Source organism: Thalassoglobus sp. JC818, from assembly GCF_040717535.1.
GTDB lineage: Bacteria > Planctomycetota > Planctomycetia > Planctomycetales > Planctomycetaceae > Thalassoglobus.
The window spans coordinates 661,513-681,079 of sequence record NZ_JBFEFI010000001.1 but is presented as its reverse complement, the minus strand read 5'-3'; the positions used below and the strand labels follow the sequence as shown (position 1 = coordinate 681,079).

Genomic DNA, 19,567 nt, shown 5'->3' with positions numbered 1-19,567 from the left:
TCCTCTTTTCGACGCATCAGGTTATTCTCATTGTTCAGCAGATCAACTGGATCGAACGAAGATTCTTCACCGGTGCTCCGCTGAATTGGGCAAGCTTACAATCAGAAGGGGGAGACATGGAGTTCTTGTGTCCGATTTGCCAGCACCCCCTGAAATTTGCCGACGACGATCAACTCGAAACCTCAGATGTCTTCGCAACTCTGTCGAGTGTTGATTGTCCGAACTGCGGAACGGTCCATCTGCCTGACGCGGAAGTCCAGACGCGCATTAACTCCGCAGTGGGAGTGCAAGACAACGGGCGGATTGCTCACTTCGAATTAATTCGACTTCTCGGACGCGGCGGGTTCGGTTCGGTCTGGCTGGCACGAGACGTTGACCTCAACCGCGAAGTCGCGCTTAAGCTTCCAATCTCGCAAAGAGAGGAATCGACGAGTCTCGTCCACGAGGCCCGGGTTGCGGCGAATCTTCATCATCCAAACATCGTTTCGGTCTACGAAGTCGGAACAAGCGACGATCAGATCTTTATTGCCAGCGAGTACATCGAGGGACTGACACTCCGCGACGTGCTGAGTGCCGGCAAGCCAAAGCAGGTGCTCGCCGTTGAGTACATCGCAGTGATCGCCAATGCACTCCATCACGCTCACATGCGTGGAGTCGTTCACCGCGATGTGAAGCCATCGAACATCATGATCAACGCCGCCGGACAACCGGTCATCATGGACTTCGGTCTGGCGAAGAACATTTCGGTGGAAGAGTCCGTGTCGTCCGAAGGGCAGATTCTGGGAACAGCCAAGTACATGTCTCCCGAGCAGGCAAGCGGGAAGACAAAGGAAACCGACCATCGTTCAGACATCTATGCGATGGGGGTGATTCTCTTCGAGATGATTACCGGCTTCGCTCCCTTTCGCGGCAACGTGCGGGCTGTCTTGCATCAGAAAATCTATGAAGAGCCCCCTTCCCCACGGTCACTCGATCCCAACATTCCCAAGGATTTGGAAACGGTTTGCCTGAAGTGTCTCGAACGCGATCCTTCGAAACGCTATGCCTCGGCAGAAGAGGTTGCGAATGAACTCATGCGTTTTCAACGCGGCGAACCAATTCTCGCCCGTCCAGTCTCGTCAGCCGAAAAACTATGGCGATGGTGCCGACGAAGACCAGGAGTGGCCCTTCTCATCGCTGGGTTGATCTCAAGCCTGACGTTCGGCTTGGTCGGCGTGAGTTACTTCTGGTATCGATCTGAGACGAACGCTGCACTCACCGATCAGGCCTACTATCGCTCGCAAATGCGATTGGGAGCGGAGTACGAAATTCGAGGCGACATCGATGGCGTAAAGGCGAGCCTCTCACCGTTTGGACCAGAGCAACGACTTGCCGACCTGCGCGGCTTTGAGTGGGACTATTTGAATCATCGTCTGGCTCCTTACATCGGTCGCATCAAGACCGGAACGCCGATTAGTGAAATCGCGATTTCGCGAGACGGAAAATACGTCGCAGGTGTGGGCAATCAACGCACAGTCGACGTCTGGGAAACAAAGACTGGTCGACTGGTACGAACTCTGAAAATTGAAGCTGGCAAATTTCTTTCTGTCGAGTTTTCTCCGATCAATGCAAACCTGGTGACGGGGTCTTCTGACGGATTCGTGCGCATCTGGAATCCGATTCTCAGCGATCAAGTCGAAAACGAAACCAAGCATGGTCCCGCAGTAGCTCAAGTGGAATACTCTCCGGACGGGAAGCACTTTCTTTCAAGAGGGACACGCGGAGCAGTCCGAATCTGGGACTCACGGACGATGGAGAACATCATCGAGATCCCAACCGGTGCGAAAAACATTGTGATGGATGTGCAGTTTTCACCCGACGGCAAGCAACTCGCTGTCGGAACGCGTGATGCAATGACGCACGAGGGCAGCATTCAGCTCTGGCAATATGCCGACCGGATCAAGCAAGACCGACTCGGACCGGTCATGATGCTCGAAAAAATTGAATACACTTCAGACGGATCCGTGATTGCCGCGGGAACGGCCGGAGGGACGATTGTGTATCTCGATCTGGCTGGGGATCAAAAGGTTGAAACGAAACTGATTCAGCTAGGTGCCGTTGGGGATCTCGGGTTTGCACACCAGTCCAATCACCTGATGGTCGTTGCCAGTTCAGGAAATCTGAATGTTTATGATCCACTTTCACACAAAGAAGTGAACTCGGTCTCAAGTCACAATCTGAGCTTTGGGTGTCTGGACCAGACCGTCGATGGAAAGGTCGTTGCTGTCGGCAGCGGAACCGGTGACATCAAGCTTTTCGACACAGCTGCGCTGGTTCAACCGAGCGTGCTCTGGGCAGATGATTTTATCAGCCAGTCCGCCATTCTCCCGTCAAAGAGCGAGGCAATCCTTCTCGTCGGGAACAAATCGGTTTGGAGATACGCATACGGCGATTCGGTCACTTCCACGAAAATCTATGAAGCCGACGAAGGGATTCTCACTTCGCTTGCACTGAGGCCACAAGGAGACCAGGTCGTCCTCGCCGGACGAGGCACCGATTTCATTGTTCTGGATCTAAGAGATAACGAGATTGAATCACGAATTCAGAAGCTGTCCGATCTCGAAGCTCGCGTTACCGTTTCTCCCGATGGAACGCGACTGATCATTACCGACCAGGATGGAAACATTTCGATGCGAGACTGGTCGGACCTGAATGCCTCCCTCGTTGATGTCCCGTCCGATGGGGTGATCATTTCGTCAGCGATCTTCTCTCCCGATGGAAGCGAGTTCGTCACTGCTCATCAGGATGGACGAGTCAGCTTCTGGAGCGTCGAAAGCGGAGAGCGACTTCCGCACTCGTTTGAAGTTCCGACTCCGATCGAAGCATTGTGTTTTCTGAACGGAGGAAAACGTCTCGTGCTGGGTGATCAACGAGGAGGGATTTTTGTTTGGGATCGAGGACTGTCAGGAACAGTGAAAGAAGTGACGGGACATACCGCGCGAATCAATGCCATCACCGCGTTCCCGGATGAGCCGAGATTTATCACTGCGGGCCGCGACAGACTATTGACCATCTGGGATGCGGAGAGGATTGAGCCGATCACAAATCTTTACGGGCACGAAAAGCAGGTCTTCTCGATTTCGATTTCCGAAGACGGAGATACCGTCGTCTCGACGGGTCTTGCGGGTGATTTGCGGCTTTGGCAAGGAAAGAAGTAGTCGCTGTCTACCATCCCCGATTCAACTCAATCATCAGAGCAAACCCTCATCATCGGCTCAGCCAGCGAATTCTCTTCAACTCTCCCAACATTCCTCGCGTCGAATTCAGTCCCGTCGCTTTCGTCGTTTTCGAACTCACGCTTTCAGCAACCGCGTATTGCGAATCTACATTCTGAAGAGATGCCCTCTCGAACATTAACTAGCGAGGCTTCGACAGGCTTCGACAGGCATCGATCCAGTCGCTCGTCCACGGATTTCTATCCTTGAAATTAGTGGATTCACTTCTTGAGCCCGTTCGCGTTTCAAGTCACGGCCTGTTGCCATGAACTCAAAAAGTCCAATTCTTCCCCTAGTTTTCGCGATCTCATTTTGCACATCGAGTGCTTGTGCCGACGAGACCGTTGTCGACTCGGAAGCCAATCCGCAGACGATTGCTCATCAGATTCTCGATCTCGAGTCTGAAGTGTCAGAGGTGACTGACACGCACTACGAATTCCTCGAACAGCTTCTCTCCGAGGCAGAGTCGCTGTTTGCGAATCCTGAGAAGCTGTCAAAAACAACTTCCAGGAATGAAGCGATGCGAGCAATGGCTTCGATTGGCCAACTTCTCGCCCGCCACGGATTTCGATTGCGGCTGGGAGTCAATTCGCTTTCAGAGATGCTGACGCGTCGAAGTGACCGATACGGGAGAATCTATTACGAGTACGATTGCGACACGAGCAGCTTGCTCTATGTCTCGATCGGCGAACGTCTCGGCCTGCCGATCACGTTTGTGGAAAGCAAAATTCCTGGTAGCACCGTCAACCACAACTACGTCCGCTGGGATTTCGGGAACTCCACCGGAATTGATTGGGATACCAATGGCCGCTTCGTTCGACGTCCTGCCGTGGTTGGAAAATTCTATGGCCGATCTTTCTCTTCAGAGCGACTGCTGGCTTACGCGTACTTCATGCGCGGCAAAACCTGGGATGAACAGGGAAACCCGCTGAAATCGATTCAAGACTATCGCCGGGCTTCCGCAATCGATCCCGGGCATCCGCGACCCGCGAACAATCTGGCCTGGATGTATGTTTCGAATCCCGAAGTTCAGGAGGTTATGGAGTATTCAGAAGCTCTCGAATTTGCACAGCGATCTCTGGAGACCGATCGAGACCCCAACATTCTCGATACTCTGGCTTGCACAATCGCCGAAGGGGGCGATTTCAACGAAGCAATCGCTCTCGAGTATGAGGCATTTCGAATGACAAATTCGCGAGAGTACGCCCATCGACTCTCCGGATTTCGCCGACAGATGACCTATCTTCAGCAACAAGGGCGATGAGCATAACGCTCATTCTGAATTTGCGTCGACGAAGCTGAGCGACTTGTAGTAGCGAAGTAGGCTCAACATGATGACGAGCAATCCAACGCTCAAACCTGCAGTGATTGCCATCGAAACCGGGTCGCCAAAGAATCGTCGCATCGCGAATATGGAACCGCGACCAGGATTCTCTGCCAGCGTGAGTGGAATTTCGAGCATCCAGATCGGTTGCCAGCAAAAGAGGACGACAACTGCTCCGAGTGCCAAAAATGGTCCATAAGGAATCGCTGGGCGATTGCTCGTGACCTGAATAATCAAGCCAATCACGAGTGCTAAAACCGGGGCCAGCACGTAAGCGATCAGCGTCGGTTGCCAGCCGAGAAACGCTCCAATCATGCCCATGAGCAGAATGTCGCCTGACCCCAAAGCTGGTTGTCCGAGAAGTCGAGCGGAGATCCAACGTGTTCCCCAAGCCAGAATCCCCCCGGTGAAAACGCCGACAACACTCCAGGTGAGGCCATGCAGGTGGGGATGCGCAGAGAGCCAAGCTGGAAGATACGGACCTCTCAATTGCGGAACTTCCTGATTCCAGTCGACCCACAAATGCGCGAGCTGAGTATCTCCCGACAGAAACGCCAGACTCACTCCCAGCAAAATTCCAACCTTGCAGTTCCAGTCGAGGATTGAATACGTCCGCAAGTCGGTGACGCTCACCATCATCAGTAGGACAAGCAGAGTCAGGTGCCCGATGAGTCGCAGGTTGCGTCCCGCTTCAGAGGGAATGACCTCTGGAGTCGTTTGGCTTTGAAATCCCAAAACGCAAACAACCAGAGCGGCTCCCAGCAGGCCATTCACAATCGACGAAAGCAACGGCCATCGATCGTACGGCAGCCCAAAATCCGACAGTGACCTTCGAACTCCCAGGCAAGTTAGAACTGCCGTCGCCACACCTCCGATGACTCCCCACAGCCAAACAGGCAAGCTGAGGAAACCGAAGTCATTGATCACTTCCAGAACCGACACGTGTACTTACCCTGCCAGGCCCAAGTCTTGATAGATCGCGGAGTTCAGTTCGCGGAAGCGTTCGTTGTGAATTTCTTCCCCAGGACAACCATTCGCCACTGCTGCAACGACCAGTCCATGCTCGGGGTCAGCGAACCCAATCGACGACTGGGCTCCCCCGTGACCGAAGCTGTTCTCGCTGGCATATCGACCGAATCCGTAAGGAACTGTTTCTGCTCCGTAGCGATTTGAGTTGACGATCACACCGAGTCCGAAGTCCAGCTTGTGTTGAAACGTTTCATCGAACATCCCTTCACGCTGTCGACGGGTCATGACTTCGACAGCCTCTTCCGAAAGGATTCTTTCGCCTGAAGCACTGAGCCCGTTCGCCAGAAGCATCTCGTAAAACTTACCCAGTTGGCAGACTGGACCGCGTAAGCTGCCACCGGGGGAAGGCGAAGTACAGTAGTCTTCTCGATGGCCATGAGTGGCTTTGAGGTCACCATCGAGAACGGTGTACATGATCCCAATTCGCAAGCCGTAAGCGTTGTGGATCGATGAAGGCATCGACATCCAGCAATCGAGCATTCCGAGAGGTTCGAGGATCTCTTCGCGAACGTACTGGTCGACTCCACGTCCGTCGATACGCCGGATAATCTCTCCCAACACAAACCACGAACGAGCGGGATCGTACCCTCCCCGTTCTCCGGGAACCCAGTTCATCCGCAGCGATGCCCCGCAGATCTTTGCGAGAATGTCATCCCATTCCTGCTGAGGCCAGCCAGTCGAGACCGGTCGCAATCCTGCTGTGTGCGTGAGCAGTTGCCGAATCGTCAGAGCCTCTTTCCCTTTTTCAGCGAACTCTGGAACGATGCTGGCGACGGTTTGTTCGATGTCGATTTTCGAGCGGTCCACCAGTTGCATAATCGCCGCAGCTGTCAGCGGCTTTCCCGATGAGAGCCAGAGAGACAACGTCTCATTGGTCATCGGATCCCCAATGCGATTCTCACCGACAGCGTCATCGAGAAGTGTTTCGTTGTTTCGCGAAATGTAAATCTGAACACCGAGATGGTGTTCGCGTTCGATTCCCTGTTCGATGACCTTGAGAGTCGTTGGGAATTTGGCATCAAACTCAGGCATTGTCAGTTGGCAGTGGTGGAGAAACTGGGGTAGTGGTTAACAGGATTTCATCGTACTCTAGCAAGTGACTCGCTAATTCTCTTCCGGGACCCAAGAGGAATCTCGACTCGCGTCATGTTCGAGTGAAACGGGGGCCTTCTGCTTTTCCGAAAACATCTCGAATCTGAAATCCGCGCCGAATTCCGAATCCCCTGATGAGTCGCAATCAGCCTTTGGACCCGTTCAAGTGGTTCGCCACGAGCCGCTTACGACGAAACATGGAGGAGTGACATGAGACGGACGTTCGGATTCTTGCTAGCTCTTGGATTCTCAGCAACTCTATTTGCGCAAACTGAAGAAACTTCCAAAGAATCGCAGCTTGCCAAGTCGTACTACCAAGCTGTCGAAAACGACGACTATGAAAGTGCTCGCTCGCTCTTTCACGAATTGCGAAAGGAATTTCCCGACGATTCACTGACCAAACTCGTCACTTCGCACTGGAAGTTGACTCGCGAAAACCGTCCTGACTCAAAGAATTCCGATACGGCTGAGCAGCAGCAAATCATCAGGGTTTACGCAGTGGCCGATCTGGTTGTTCCGCTTCCACCTGTCGAAAACGGACAGACTTCCGAGTTGACTGCCCAGAACGCCGGTCAATTAGAGGATCTGATCAGGCAGACCGTCAGCCCCGACAGTTGGCATGACTCGCGGACAGACAAGCGGATCGCAGACGGAATCGGCGAGATCCACTTTCACGAATCGACTCTCTCGCTACTGATTCGGCAGACCACTGAAAATCATGACAGCATCACCAGTTTGCTTGAGCAATTGCGAAGATTGCAGGACCTCCAGGTTTCGATGGAGGCACGATTTCTGTCGATCCCTGCTAACCTGGCGAAGTCATGGCCGTCCAGCAAAATCCAGACAGCAAAACAGTGGGACAGCCAACTTGAAGCTCTCCGTTCAGGAACGGATTTCAAGTCATTCTTTGCCCCTAAAGTGACTCTCTTTAACAACCAGACAGCTTCAATCACCAGCAACGGGCTCACACTTGAACTCTGCGGAAAGATCTCTTCCGATCGACGCGACGTGAAATCGTTCGTTTCGATCCAGGATCATGGACGGACCGTGGAACAACATTGTGAGACCATTCGCGACGGAAACGTTCTCGTGCTGTATCTCGGAATCGAAAGCGACGGAAACGGAATGCAATTTTCGGGACAATTCGATCGCCGAAGATTGCAAGACGCAGGTGTGAAGGTTCCCGATTCCGACGACCGCCATCTCTTCCTCGCACTTTGCCCGCGAATTATCGTTCAGGAAGAAGAAGAGGAACTGATCGGAAGCGTGACGTCTTCAGAGGACAGTTCCAAAGCCTGGGTTGCGCCAGCTCCGCAGTGGCAACGTATTGTGATCCCGGAAATTATCCGGTCGACCATCACCTTTCCGGAAATGGGATCGCCTCAGGAAGCTTGGGAAATTAACTGGCCAGTCGAACACGTTGTCCCGATTCGGTAGTCGGAAAAGTCGCGGAATCGCTGAAGACGAAGGCGACTTCAGCAGTTCATTTCGGTGGCGAATTCCATAATTCGCTCTTCGGAGAACTCATCGCTGGTGAGTTCTCCGGTGAGGCGACCTTCGCAAAGAACGAGAATTCGATCGCAGAGAGTGATCAGTTCCGGAAGCTCGCTGGATGTCACAATGATGGCCAAACCGTCGCGGCACAGTTTATCGATCACCTGATACAACTCCGCCTTTGCTCCCACATCGACGCCCCTTGTGGGGTCATCCAGCAGGAGAACATCGGGATTGGTTCTCAGCCAGCGTGCGATGATGCACTTCTGCTGATTCCCGCCGGAGAGCGCTGTGATTGGTGTTTCGGCTGAAGCTGTCTTCACTCCCAATTCGGAGATGGACTCGCGAGCCGCTGTCTGCTCGCGACCCGGTTGAATCATGCCACTCACAGAAGACTCATCGAGTGTGCAGACGGTGATGTTCTCCCGCACGGACATCTGCTGAAACAGCCCCAGACGTTTGCGATCTTCGGTGACCATCGCAATCCCTGCAGCCTTCGCATCTGCCGGATGTTCGAAGTGAACAGCATCTCCACGGAGGAGAATTTCTCCTTGAGGAGGAGTTTCGCTCGCACCGAACAGCGCTTCGAGGAGTTCCGTTCGCCCTGCCCCCATCAATCCGGCGAAGCCCACGACTTCACCCCGGCGCAGAGAAAATGAAACGTCCTTGAGTCTCCATTCTCGCGCATGCCCGGGCCATGGAAGCGACAGATTTTTCACTTCGAGGATCGTTTCTCCAACCGCACGATTCGCACCGAGTTTGACCGATTCGATCTCGCGTCCCACCATCAGGTGTGTAATTTCTTGAGGATTGGTCTCTTCTCGGTTCAATGTCTGAACATGTTTGCCGTCGCGCAGAACGGTGATTCGGTCAGAGAGACGAAAAACTTCCTCCATTTTGTGGGAGATATAGAGGATGGTGACGCCGTCGTCGCGAAGCTTCTGTATGACGCGAAACAGCCGTTCAACTTCCGTTTCCGTCAGCGCGCTCGTCGGCTCATCCATGATGAGAATGTCAGATTTCAACGACAAGGCTTTGGCAATTTCCACAAGCTGTTGATCGCCGACTCGCAATTGTCGAACAAGCTCGCGGGCGGAGATGTCGCAGTCAAGTTGCTGAAACAGGTTTGACGCTGCCGAGTCCATAGCTCCATCGTTGAGGAACCAGCCGTGTGAGATTTCCCGTCCGAGGAAAATATTCGCTGACACACTCAGCTCTTCCACCAGATTTAGTTCCTGATGAATAATGCTGATGCCAATTTCCTCGGCAGCCCGGGTTCCAGTCAGTGAGACTCGCTCGCCCGAGACGAATAATTCTCCCTCGTAGTCGGTCAGAACTCCGGAGAGAATTTTCATGAGAGTGCTTTTACCAGCTCCATTTTCTCCGCAGATCGAATGAAACTCGCCGCGTCGCACATCGAACGAAACGTTCTCGAGTGCAATGACACCCGGAAACCGCTTAGTGACGTCGCGGAATTCAATCGCAAGCTCAGGCTCTTGCATCACTCATCTTCATGAAAACTGGAAAATTGCAGTTCGACAGGTCCGCATCTTAGAGAATCAGCCACATCGCACCAATCCAACAGTCACGGTTGATCCAAGATTGACCGACAGAGTTGTTGGGAATTTTGGTTCTATCGTAGCCCTCACAACCTGCGCTCAATACAGTACCCTGCTCCCTCAGTAATTGATGTGATTCCAAAAGCCACGGTTCGGATTGTTCTTCTGAATTTCAGGGATTTCGAAGCGGTTTTGGACCAAGCTCTAACGATTGATTGATTTGCTGTGCCGACGCCCCAGATTCCCGATTCATTCCGAAACGAGTATCCATTCAATCCCAAGACTTTGGAGATCGATGGTCACAGCTACTCTTACATCGACGAGGGAGAAGGTCGTCCGCTGCTGATGGTGCATGGTAACCCGACTTGGAGCTTCGCATGGCGTCGACTCGTCTCACGCTTCTCGCCGAATTATCGCTGCCTTGCTGTCGATCATCTCGGCATGGGACTCTCTGACAAGCCGCAAGATTACGCCTACACGATCGAACAGCACATCTCGAACCTCTGTCGGTTTATTGAGGAGCAAGACCTGCAGGACGTCACGCTGATTGGCCACGACTGGGGAGGCTGTATCGGAATGGGAGCGGCGGGCCGACTGCCGGACCGCTTTCGCAATTTCGTGATGATGAACACAGCAGCCTTTCGTTCGCAGGAAATGCCTTGGAGAATTGCCGTCTGTCGAACTCCAGTTCTGGGGGCCATTGGCGTGCGGGGCTTTAATCTCTTCGCAGGGGCAGCAGTATCTCAGGCTGTCGAAAAGCCATTGTCTCCCGCTGTGAAGAGTGGATATCTGTATCCATACGATAGCTGGGCCAATCGCATTGCCGTACATCGCTTCGTCCAGGAAATTCCCCTCAACGCAGCTCATCCGACGTATCAAACGCTCGTTGAAGTCGAAGAAAACCTTGCACAATTCAAAGACCGCCCGTTTCTGCTTCCTTGGGGTGAGAAAGACTGGTGTTTTACCACGAACTTTCTGGAGGAATGGGAGCGCCGCTTCCCCAACGCCACGACTGTGAGAATGCCCAGCGCGGGACACTACATCTTTGAAGATGAGCCCGAACAACTGATCGCGGCAATCGAAACTTTTCTTCAACAGTAATACGGTGGGCAGCGCCATCGGCTAGCAGCAGCGAGCCAGCTTCATCGCTGAATCCACTGGACTGAGAGCAACCAGACGCGTTTGCGCCATTCGTTGTGACGCATTCGGGCTCGATTCCCACTCCCCATCGATTCGAGTGACTTTCTCCCGCTCAGCCTATTTATCAGCTCGCTTTCTTGACTGTTCTGGCAACTTCGATCTCTCTCGAAAATTGACGGGAACGAATTTCGATCCAACGCGTCTCTCCTTCGACACGTAGGCGAATGTGGATCTTTTCGCAGGATGAAATGATTTCTGAGGTCCTTTTATGCCTGTGAAGTGTTGAATTCTCTGTAAAAAGAATGTTTCCGGCCAGGGTGAGTGAAGTCTGCGTGGCTTCACAACGTCGCCTGCGGTGATCACAGCCGACTGTCGATTTTTGATGTTGATTACGGGAAAGCCAAGACGTTTCGGCGAAAACGCATCGATATGAAATGATATCAGAATGTTTGAATGTGTCTGTTGCTGCTTTCTTCGTTGTTAGTTATTGTTTGGTGATACTGAACGAAAACGTTTGATTCATAAGGCACTAAGAAATGAAAGAATTGTGGCGTTTTACTTCGTTCATTTGGACCGGAGTTCTTGTGGCTGGTGTGCTCGGGTGCGGTGAAAATCCCGATCAATACGGGGTAATTCCTGTGAAAGGGGTCATCACCTGTCAGGGCGTGCCGATGGCGAAGGCATTCGTCAACTTCACTCCGCTCGATCAGGAAGATCGGAAAGAGGGTCGTCCGGGGCGTCCTGCACTGGGAGTGACAGATGACCAAGGGAATTTCGAGCTCACCACCTATGAAAACGGTGACGGAGCAATTGTCGGTAAGCATCGGGTTTCCGTCGGGCCTTACTCGGCGACAGAAGTCGACAACCCCGATGCGGTCAAGAAATTCCCCTGCATCGATTCCACGATGGAAATCGAAGTGAAACCGGGCATGGGGGAGGTGAAGATCGAATTTTAGGGCTGAATGAATTCAAGGTCTTTGTAGATGGATGGATTCGCACGACATTTCTGTTCGCTGGTGGAACCTCACTGCTTGCAACTCAGACGTGAACACCCTTCGTTGCTGCCATTCGTTCAATCAATTCTCAGAGTCTCGTCATTCTTTTCTTAAGGAGATGATCTTATGTCATTTCAGAAACTGCGACAGCGTCATTCTCGTGGGTTTACATTGATTGAGTTGCTCGTCGTGATTGCGATCATCGCGATTCTCATCGCCCTGCTTTTGCCCGCTGTTCAACAGGCGCGAGAAGCTGCCAGACGAACTCAGTGCAAGAACAATCTCAAGAACATTGCCCTGGCGATTCACAACTACCAGGACACTTATTCCCGCTTCCCTCCAGGATCAATCCTTCCGCAAGCTGGGAATACGAACCCTTATCCACCAACTTCCCATAACAACAACATGGCTCGAACAGCCGGTTGGACGTGGAGTGTTTTCATACTGCCGTTTATGGATCAGGCAGCCCTCTACCAAATTACTGCCGGGGCTGAACCGGTCATGGGACGAGTCGTTGCCGACACCGTGTTGGTCAGGGAACTTCAACGGTCACTTCCGATCTACCGCTGCCCGAGCGATACCGGCCCCATTACCAACGATGGACCGAGCGAACATCACTTCCTCTACGGTCTGACGAACGCAGCTTCCGACTGGTACATCGATGGAAGCCAGGCTGGACCGCGAGTCGCACTCGCAACATCCAACTATGTTGCGCTCCACCACCATCGCGTGCACCAGATCAGCAATGGTCGCTGGACTTACTCCGGCGGTTTCGGTCCGAATAGTTCCTTCAGCTTCCGCGACATGGTGGATGGAACAAGTAACACCATCTGCGTCGGCGAACGAGCTTACATCGTCAACGGAGCGATGATGCATGCAGCGACATGGGCTGGCTGTGCAGCTGCCTACCATGACGACTGTATCGACGACTCTTGGGCCACTGGCCGATCTCCAGTCAATCCAACACAAACCGCCGTGTTCAACACATTCGTGCGACAGCAAGGTTTGAGCAGTCTTCACTCAGGCGGAGTTCAGGTCGCCCTCTTCGACGGATCAGTCCGGTTCCTCTCGGAAAACCTGGACTTCAAAATGAACGGCGGGAACAACAACACCGCAGCAGACAGCGTTTACGAGTACCTCATCAGCCGCAACGATGGCCAACCGATCGGGGAATTCTAAAACAGCCTCGATGCTGCTGTTTCTACATTGGCTTGATCAATTGGAGAGAGAAAGCAGACGTTCCGCCACAGAGGTTTGCTGGATCGACTACTACTGAGCGGGAATAGAAGGCTCACGATCAATTGCGCACCACGTCCATCAATTTAGTTGGGCGTGGTGTTTTCGTTGAGTATTTGCATCGTCCGCTATTGATTCCGAAGGGGCCTTATCAATGCGACTGCCCTGCCCCGGACAACATCGACCGGTAACGGGCCTGTTCGTGATCCGCATAACGAAGGTAATGTTTGTTGAGAGTTTCGAGGTCACTCGGCGTGTCGCAGAGATAACGAAAGTGGCAGACTCCCATCTCGTCTCGCGTTTGCTCGCCCCACGTGACTTGCTTGGGAGGTGAATTCGGATTGAGCGGGTTCGACTCCGAATTGTCATAGACAGCGACGACATCGATGCGCGTTCCCTTCGGAAGTCGAACCGGATTCTTGTAGAGATACTGCCCCTGCCAGTTAAAATCCCAATCTTTGATCCAAACTAGCTCTTCAACTTTTCCGCTGGGCAGAGTCGCAGTTGCTTTCATTTCCTTGCCGAGCAAATGCATGTGGGGAGCGGTATCAAGCAGTGTGGCATCGACTGGCAGGACGAAGCTTGATTGATGTCGATAGTTCGCTTCTCCAGCGGGGATCACCAATGACTTATTCATAACTTGAATCTCGCCCACAACCTGTCGGCCGCCGCGAGTGAAATACAATCCGACCTGTGATCGATCTCTCTCGACCTTTCCGGTTCGTTGATAGTGAATCTCAAGGACAAGGTCGCTCCGCGCGTGAAGTGGTTGCCCTGTCCCTTTTGGCAGTCGCTGTGGTGACATTCCCGGAAGCCAACTGCGTAGTGCTCCAGCATTAAGGAAGCCGGGACCGACAAAGCTTCCGTAACCAAAATCAGGGTGTAGATCCGACAGCTTGCGGCCAGAGTGTGTTGTATCAATGTAAAAACAAGCATGATGAACGACTCGCCGATTCCCTGGTCGAAATTCAACCGCAGAAACCAAACGGCTGTCCTCCAACTGAATCGGAAGCACAAAGTGCTGATGTACATCCGGTCCATCTGGCCCCAGTTCAAACTCCTCTTCCATCGTCAGGATGAGATCGGGCTTACCGAGTCGCCACCCGGACTCCTCGTCTTCCTCAGGGAGCGCGTCCGAGATGTCTCCTTCCGGCATGCCCGAATGAACCCATTCTTCAATCAGGTCAATCTCTGCTGGCTCTAAACCTCTCGTGTTTCGAAATTCTCCATATCCCTCTGTGGGATGCCAGGGCGGCATGAATTTCGATTTCGTCACATGAACTATCTGTTCCGCATGACGGCAGGTCTCTTCGTAACTCTGCAAAGCGAACGGGGCAGCTTCATCAGCTCGGTGGCACTCAACGCAGTTCGCATGCAGGATCGGCGCAATGTCTCGATGAAAAGTAATCCGACTCGAAGCAGACTGACGCGGCTTGGTTTCCAGCAGGCAACCGATCGGAGCCACGTAAGCGTTCTCGACAGATCGGCCGAGCACGACCGCCTTCGTCGCTTCTTCCAGATCGTGGATGCTCGGCCTTCCGCGACGACGTCCTAAAGCTGTGAATCGATTGTCAATTCTTCCTGAGTACGCAATCTCACCGGTGCTAGAAATGACAAGGGCTTGCGGTGTGTGAGTCGGTTTCAAAGCGTTTCTCAGTGAACCTGAAGAGTCGAACAGCACTGGGAAGCGAATGCTGTATTCTTCGACGTGTTCGATTGCTTCAGAGCGAGAAGTGCCGGGATTCGAAATCACTCCGAAGACTTCGACACCTTGCAGCCGGTACTTTGTCGAGATCCGATGTAATGTTGGAATCGTCGCACAACTGATCGGACAACTGGTCGAAAGAAAAACAACGACCGTAGCTTGGTGATCCTCAGCTTCTCCAAATCGATGAAGGTGCCCCTCCAGATCGACGCCCTTGAGGTGCACGAGCTCAAGACGGGAGTGAACCGTTTCATCAGCGAGGCTCGGAACTTCTCGGACCGAGAGCGCCACCAGACAAGCAAGCCAAGTGGCGAAGCAAATTCCGAATCTCATTCCAAGCCTTAAGTTGAAGCGCATTTCAGGCGAGGACGCTGACTCCGGACAGGCCAGACATGACATCAACATGGCAAACTGTGCATTGAAGGCACAGTCAACTGCGACGTACTCGTGGGCTGCGAGGAGCGCGGACTCGCCGAATCGAGATGAAAATTGTCAATGAAAGATGGTGGACGAATTGTCCATGATTTGAGAGTGGCGACAGGCCAAAATCATCCACACGCTGGAAAGAATCACGTCATCAGGTTTTCAGATCGTCTCAACTGAAAACGTAAATGACAGGGACCAATCAACAGTGCATGTGGGAGTGACGCTGTGACAAATCGACACAAACAAGAAGTGAACGGCAACACGCTAAGGCCTCAAGGAACCACTCTCAAGCTCGAAGCCCCCTGAATCCATGGATAATTATGGATTGATGCGAAATGGAGGATGCATGGACTCTCGCTCGCAACTGAAGTTCGGCGGGTGGCACCTCGTGCTCGCGTTCAGTCCCTACGAAAACTTAGTGCGACGAACGAGGACAGTCCAACTGAGCGAGTCACGTGCATTGCAATTCTGGTTGTGTCACTCAGTGAGAATTCACTCCAGAAGATTCTCGACAGACTTTCGAGATGCTATTCTGAGTTTCGACGTGGGCAATTGATTTCTCAATCGAAAGGGCTTTGGGTGTTGGAACAGAATCAGGCTGGGCGCGAAGAGTATGCAGTCATCGATGTCGAACCGACAGGATTGCGAGCCACGGATCGAGTCATTGAAATTGGGATTGTCGTGCTCGACCAGGATCTCGAAGTCATTGACGAATACGAAACCTTGATCGACCCGATGAGGGACGTCGGAGAAACTTCCATCCACGGCATTTCACCGAGCATGCTTGTGCGGCCAACATAACTTCGGCCTTTGCAATCTCCGCGACAAAAAACTCGTACTTGTGACGAACCAGTGGCAACATTCTCGTGCTAGAGTTGGTTGTTTCACACCCATTCGGTGAGAAAAATGGTGGTGAATCGCCCTCTAACTTGCGGACTCTTTGCAATCAAGCAACTGTGTCGCCGCAGTTCCATCATACCAAACCCAATTCCTTTACAAGATCTTTCCAGCGGCAGCCAACGGTCAACGCAAGATCGAGTGATTTCGGTGTTTTTTCGAATTCCTAATGCTGCACTACTGAGTTAACGCACCGATAAAGTCATTTCCTGCCATTCTTACATTCCCCAGGACGTCTAAAAGTAAATCTTGGGAACTGTCGGTGGTAAGGTTTCCATCTTGCCCCGGTATTAACAAATCATTATCCCAATCCGGATTTCCGATGCCGGCCACTTCCCCAGCGGTGTATCTGTCATCGATGAAGAAGTTGTCAACCCATCGGTTTCCGAATGACTCGTCAAACGCTTTGTCTCCGACAAGTTCGTCAGCAGTAACTCGTGTGAAAATGTTGCCCGAGATGTCGAAGTGTTTCATAGAAACGAAGTCCGTTGTTTCACCACTTCGAAGATGCAGTGACTGGCCAAACGTACTTCCTCGCATATATACGTGTGAGACATCAGCGACGCGAAATTGTGACGAAATTCCAGCATTGTCAGATGACCTCAACACGGAATTAACCACTGCGACGTCATACACCTTTTCTACGGCCCTAAAGAACACACCCTGTGATACGACGTCTTCGCTAGTCCATACTCCATAGAGAAGAATATTCTCTAGATCGTCTCCCCAGAATTGCCAGATGTCTGGATGAAAATCTGTGTCCCCGGGATCAATTTGCTCGACATTCCCGCCAATTACAGCTCTCGTTTGTGTAAAAGCATCGGACCCAATGTTCTTGATTGTGATGTTTCTTGCCAGTACGCCTAGAATCGCTGCGTCTTTGGTGTCTTGAAACGTTAAGTCTGTGTAGTAAATACTCTCGAATCCATTGGCTACACGTCCTTGGACATGGGCGCCACGCCCTGTGTATGTCAACTTGTCAAGCCAGAGTGATGAATCTGGAAGCCTTGCTATGCTTGAGTTGATCAGGAACACTGGTTCGGAATTTGAAGCATCAAGTGTGACGCCCTCAATCTTGATACGGTTCGTCGCGAGTCCTCCAGATAAGCTATCCCCAGTTGCATTGATGACTGGTTGGTGACCTGTGTCGGGTTTGATGGTCAGCCAACGTTCGTTGAGAACAGCTTCTGCTGATGCGTTTGAGTATTCATACTCACCATCGCGCAGAATAATTGTTCCTCCATCCACTTTCCCAGATGCTACAAGAGAATTACGAGCCTCAGTGATTGTTGCAAACGGATTTGCAGAGGATCCGTCGCCAGTGGTGTCTGATCCGTTGTTCGCGTCGACGTAGGACTTCGCGGTCGGAAGTGTTCCATTGATGTTGGAGAACAGGGGTAAGGAAATGACCCTCGCTTGTGCACTCGGGTCCTTTGGTTGCACGGTTGCGTAAACTTCGAACGCTCCGTCGTGTTCTGGAAACTCGCTCGCATCGAGCTTGACGACATATGCTTCGAAGGGATTGCCGGCATAAGCGGATACAATTTGTGGAGCGTTAACGACAGCCTCGCTGCCTTCAACGTGGAATGTCACGCTGGCGATTCCACCCTTGCTGAATGCGACGACTGGGACGATGAAGTCTCCTGTGACATCTTGGAATGGCACGATTGCATAGTGGGCGACTGGTTTGTAGTTGACGCGGTCGGGATCTTCTGGAACGTCTCTTCCGTCCCAGTCGAGTGTTCCGTCCCACATGTCCGAGGGAGCGAGAAGTGCATCGGTGATGAGATTTCCTGACCCGCCAGAGCCGCCTGGGGCGGGAATGGAGGGTTCCGGATTTTGTCCCGGTTGGTTGAGAGGGACGACAGTCTCGTTAATTCGGTAATCTCGATCGACGATGATGTTGTGGTTACGTCTTGCGAAACGCAGAGGAGTCATCGCAGTGTTGAGACCTTGAGGTTGGTCAGCAATTTGCGGCCATTCGACGCCGACTCCCAGCATGACATCGGTGCCGTACGTATCGTCGTGGGTCACAGTTGTCGAGAGGTTCAAGTGTCCCCAGTCGACTTCCCCGCGGGCTTTCAAGCCATTGATCGTCTCTGAGTCGTCGGCGAAGAAGTGGTAGGAACCGACATAGCCTCTCAAGATCCATTCCTCAAAAGGAACGGTGAGACCGACTTCCCAGTCGAATCCCGACATGGGCCGCATCAGGGAGGTGGAAGAATAAACGTGGAGGTTGCTCCCTTCCACGCGGCTGGTCAGCAGTTGAGTTCCAAGTTCTTGGTCCCCCTGATTGAGAGGCAGGTAACCATTTCCGCGAATCTCAAACTGATCGAGGGTGGCTTCCAGGCCTAGTCCCAACTGGTAGAAGGACTTCTCGTAGAAGCGGTCATAGTCAAACCAGATCGAACCGCCCACGTAGCCTGTTTGTGTATCGTTGATGTGTCGCAGTCCCAGACCGACATTGGTTCCCATGCGGTCACCCTCTGCGACAAAGAAACGCATGTCGCCGTAGTAGACATTCTCACCGTCGACCACGTATGGCATCAGTTCCAGATCGCTGAGAGAACTATCTCGCCCAAACGTGTCGAATGCAAAATACCCGGCGCGTCCCTGAATTCCACGAATTCGATTCGAAGGCGGAGCGATCGGCCCGATTCCGCGAGGTGAAGTCCAACTGTTGTACTGCGGTTGCTGGACTGCTGAATCAATATCCATCTCTTCGTAGCCATCGAGCATGATGATGGCTGGGAGCGAGGAGTCGTCTGCTGGTGACTCAATTGCAGCTGCCGACTCAACGGCCAGAGGTGGCGGACGTCTCAGCTTGCGATTGTTTTGGAGAGAGACCACACCGTCGGCCTCATCTTCAGAAGCCTGAGATCCTCCGAGTGTCACAACTCCGACAGTTTCGGGGCCCGAATTTGCAGAAACTGTTGCGAACGCGGGGTCCGGAGTTGCACGAGCGGCCGGATTCGAATTTGGTGTCGTCGTTGTCGATTCAGATTCAGAATCGTCAGCGAGTGGTCGTCGAATGGGACCAAGCGGCATCGGCCTGGCGAGTTCAGGCTTGGCTGAGCCAGCGTCGACCTCCACTTTTGGTGGAAAAGCGAGCGAAGGCTTTCGTGCTTCGATACCTTCTGGCTGTTCTTCATCGGAAGAATCAGGGGTTGAATTGATCTGTTGAGGTGTCGAAGGAAATGGACGAACGGACTCTGTGCCCGATGGACCTTCATGCGCATGCCAGGATTCGGCAGCGCGCAGCGGTAGCCCTGTCGCGAGAGTCGCGATCACCGCTCCAATTCCTACGATTCGCCCCCAACGAGGCGTACCGTGTGTTGACCTGGCCATAAACCACGATGAATGAGAGAAAGAATGTGCCGAGAAGGTGGATACGATTGTCGGTATTGGTTGATGAA

12 protein-coding genes are annotated in these 19,567 nt (G+C 52.7%); 7 read left to right on the top strand and 5 right to left on the bottom strand.

Translation table 11 applies throughout. From position 1 onward, the window contains the following. The first annotated feature begins 116 nt into the window (after positions 1–116). On the top strand, positions 117–3,197 hold the full coding sequence (locus tag AB1L42_RS02385) for a serine/threonine-protein kinase (RefSeq protein WP_367050759.1): 3,081 nt from the start codon (positions 117–119) through the stop codon (positions 3,195–3,197). Between the two features lie 322 nt (positions 3,198–3,519). After that, a complete protein-coding gene (locus AB1L42_RS02380; protein WP_367050758.1) occupies positions 3,520–4,518 on the top strand; it encodes a hypothetical protein in 999 nt (332 codons plus the stop codon). Positions 4,519–4,527: 9 nt separating this feature from the next. Here the strand turns inward: AB1L42_RS02380 and AB1L42_RS02375 are convergent, their stop codons facing one another. Next, a complete protein-coding gene (locus tag AB1L42_RS02375) occupies positions 4,528–5,520 on the bottom strand; it encodes an A24 family peptidase (RefSeq protein ID WP_367050757.1) in 993 nt (330 codons plus the stop codon). 6 nt (positions 5,521–5,526) lie between these two features. Continuing rightward, complete coding sequence (locus tag AB1L42_RS02370; RefSeq protein ID WP_367050756.1) at positions 5,527–6,639, bottom strand: serine hydrolase domain-containing protein; 1,113 nt, start codon at positions 6,637–6,639, stop codon at positions 5,527–5,529. 270 nt (positions 6,640–6,909) lie between these two features. Between AB1L42_RS02370 and AB1L42_RS02365 the strand changes: the two genes are divergently transcribed. After that, positions 6,910–8,136, top strand: a complete 1,227-nt coding sequence (locus AB1L42_RS02365) for a hypothetical protein (protein ID WP_367050754.1) — start codon at positions 6,910–6,912, stop codon at positions 8,134–8,136. Between the two features lie 38 nt (positions 8,137–8,174). On the opposite strand, the gene AB1L42_RS02360 is transcribed toward AB1L42_RS02365, so the two are convergent. Further along, positions 8,175–9,695, bottom strand: coding sequence for a sugar ABC transporter ATP-binding protein (locus tag AB1L42_RS02360; RefSeq protein WP_367050752.1), 1,521 nt, complete (start codon positions 9,693–9,695; stop codon positions 8,175–8,177). 282 nt (positions 9,696–9,977) lie between these two features. On the opposite strand from AB1L42_RS02360, the gene AB1L42_RS02355 reads away from it, so the two are divergent. The 3 genes from AB1L42_RS02355 to AB1L42_RS02345 all read left to right on the top strand — a co-directional run bounded on the left by AB1L42_RS02355 (position 9,978) and on the right by AB1L42_RS02345 (position 13,066). Beyond that, complete coding sequence (locus AB1L42_RS02355; RefSeq protein WP_367050750.1) at positions 9,978–10,853, top strand: alpha/beta fold hydrolase; 876 nt, start codon at positions 9,978–9,980, stop codon at positions 10,851–10,853. Positions 10,854–11,428: 575 nt separating this feature from the next. Beyond that, positions 11,429–11,848: a hypothetical protein gene (locus AB1L42_RS02350; RefSeq protein WP_367050748.1), complete on the top strand. Its 420-nt coding sequence runs from the start codon at positions 11,429–11,431 to the stop codon at positions 11,846–11,848. 165 nt (positions 11,849–12,013) lie between these two features. After that, the gene (locus AB1L42_RS02345; RefSeq protein ID WP_367050746.1) at positions 12,014–13,066 is read left to right on the top strand and encodes a DUF1559 domain-containing protein; all 1,053 of its coding nucleotides are present in this window, start codon (positions 12,014–12,016) and stop codon (positions 13,064–13,066) included. Positions 13,067–13,274: 208 nt separating this feature from the next. On the opposite strand, the gene AB1L42_RS02340 is transcribed toward AB1L42_RS02345, so the two are convergent. Further along, positions 13,275–15,161 carry a redoxin domain-containing protein gene (locus AB1L42_RS02340; RefSeq protein ID WP_367050744.1) on the bottom strand — a complete coding sequence of 629 codons (1,887 nt, stop codon included), beginning with the start codon at positions 15,159–15,161 and terminating at the stop codon, positions 13,275–13,277. 672 nt (positions 15,162–15,833) lie between these two features. Between AB1L42_RS02340 and AB1L42_RS02335 the strand changes: the two genes are divergently transcribed. Next, positions 15,834–16,055, top strand: a complete 222-nt coding sequence (locus AB1L42_RS02335) for a 3'-5' exonuclease (RefSeq protein ID WP_367050742.1) — start codon at positions 15,834–15,836, stop codon at positions 16,053–16,055. A 273-nt stretch (positions 16,056–16,328) separates the two neighbouring features. Here the strand turns inward: AB1L42_RS02335 and AB1L42_RS02330 are convergent, their stop codons facing one another. After that, entirely contained in the window at positions 16,329–19,499 is a 3,171-nt protein-coding gene (locus AB1L42_RS02330) for an inverse autotransporter beta domain-containing protein (protein ID WP_367050740.1), read from the bottom strand. Positions 19,500–19,567 lie beyond the last annotated feature (68 nt).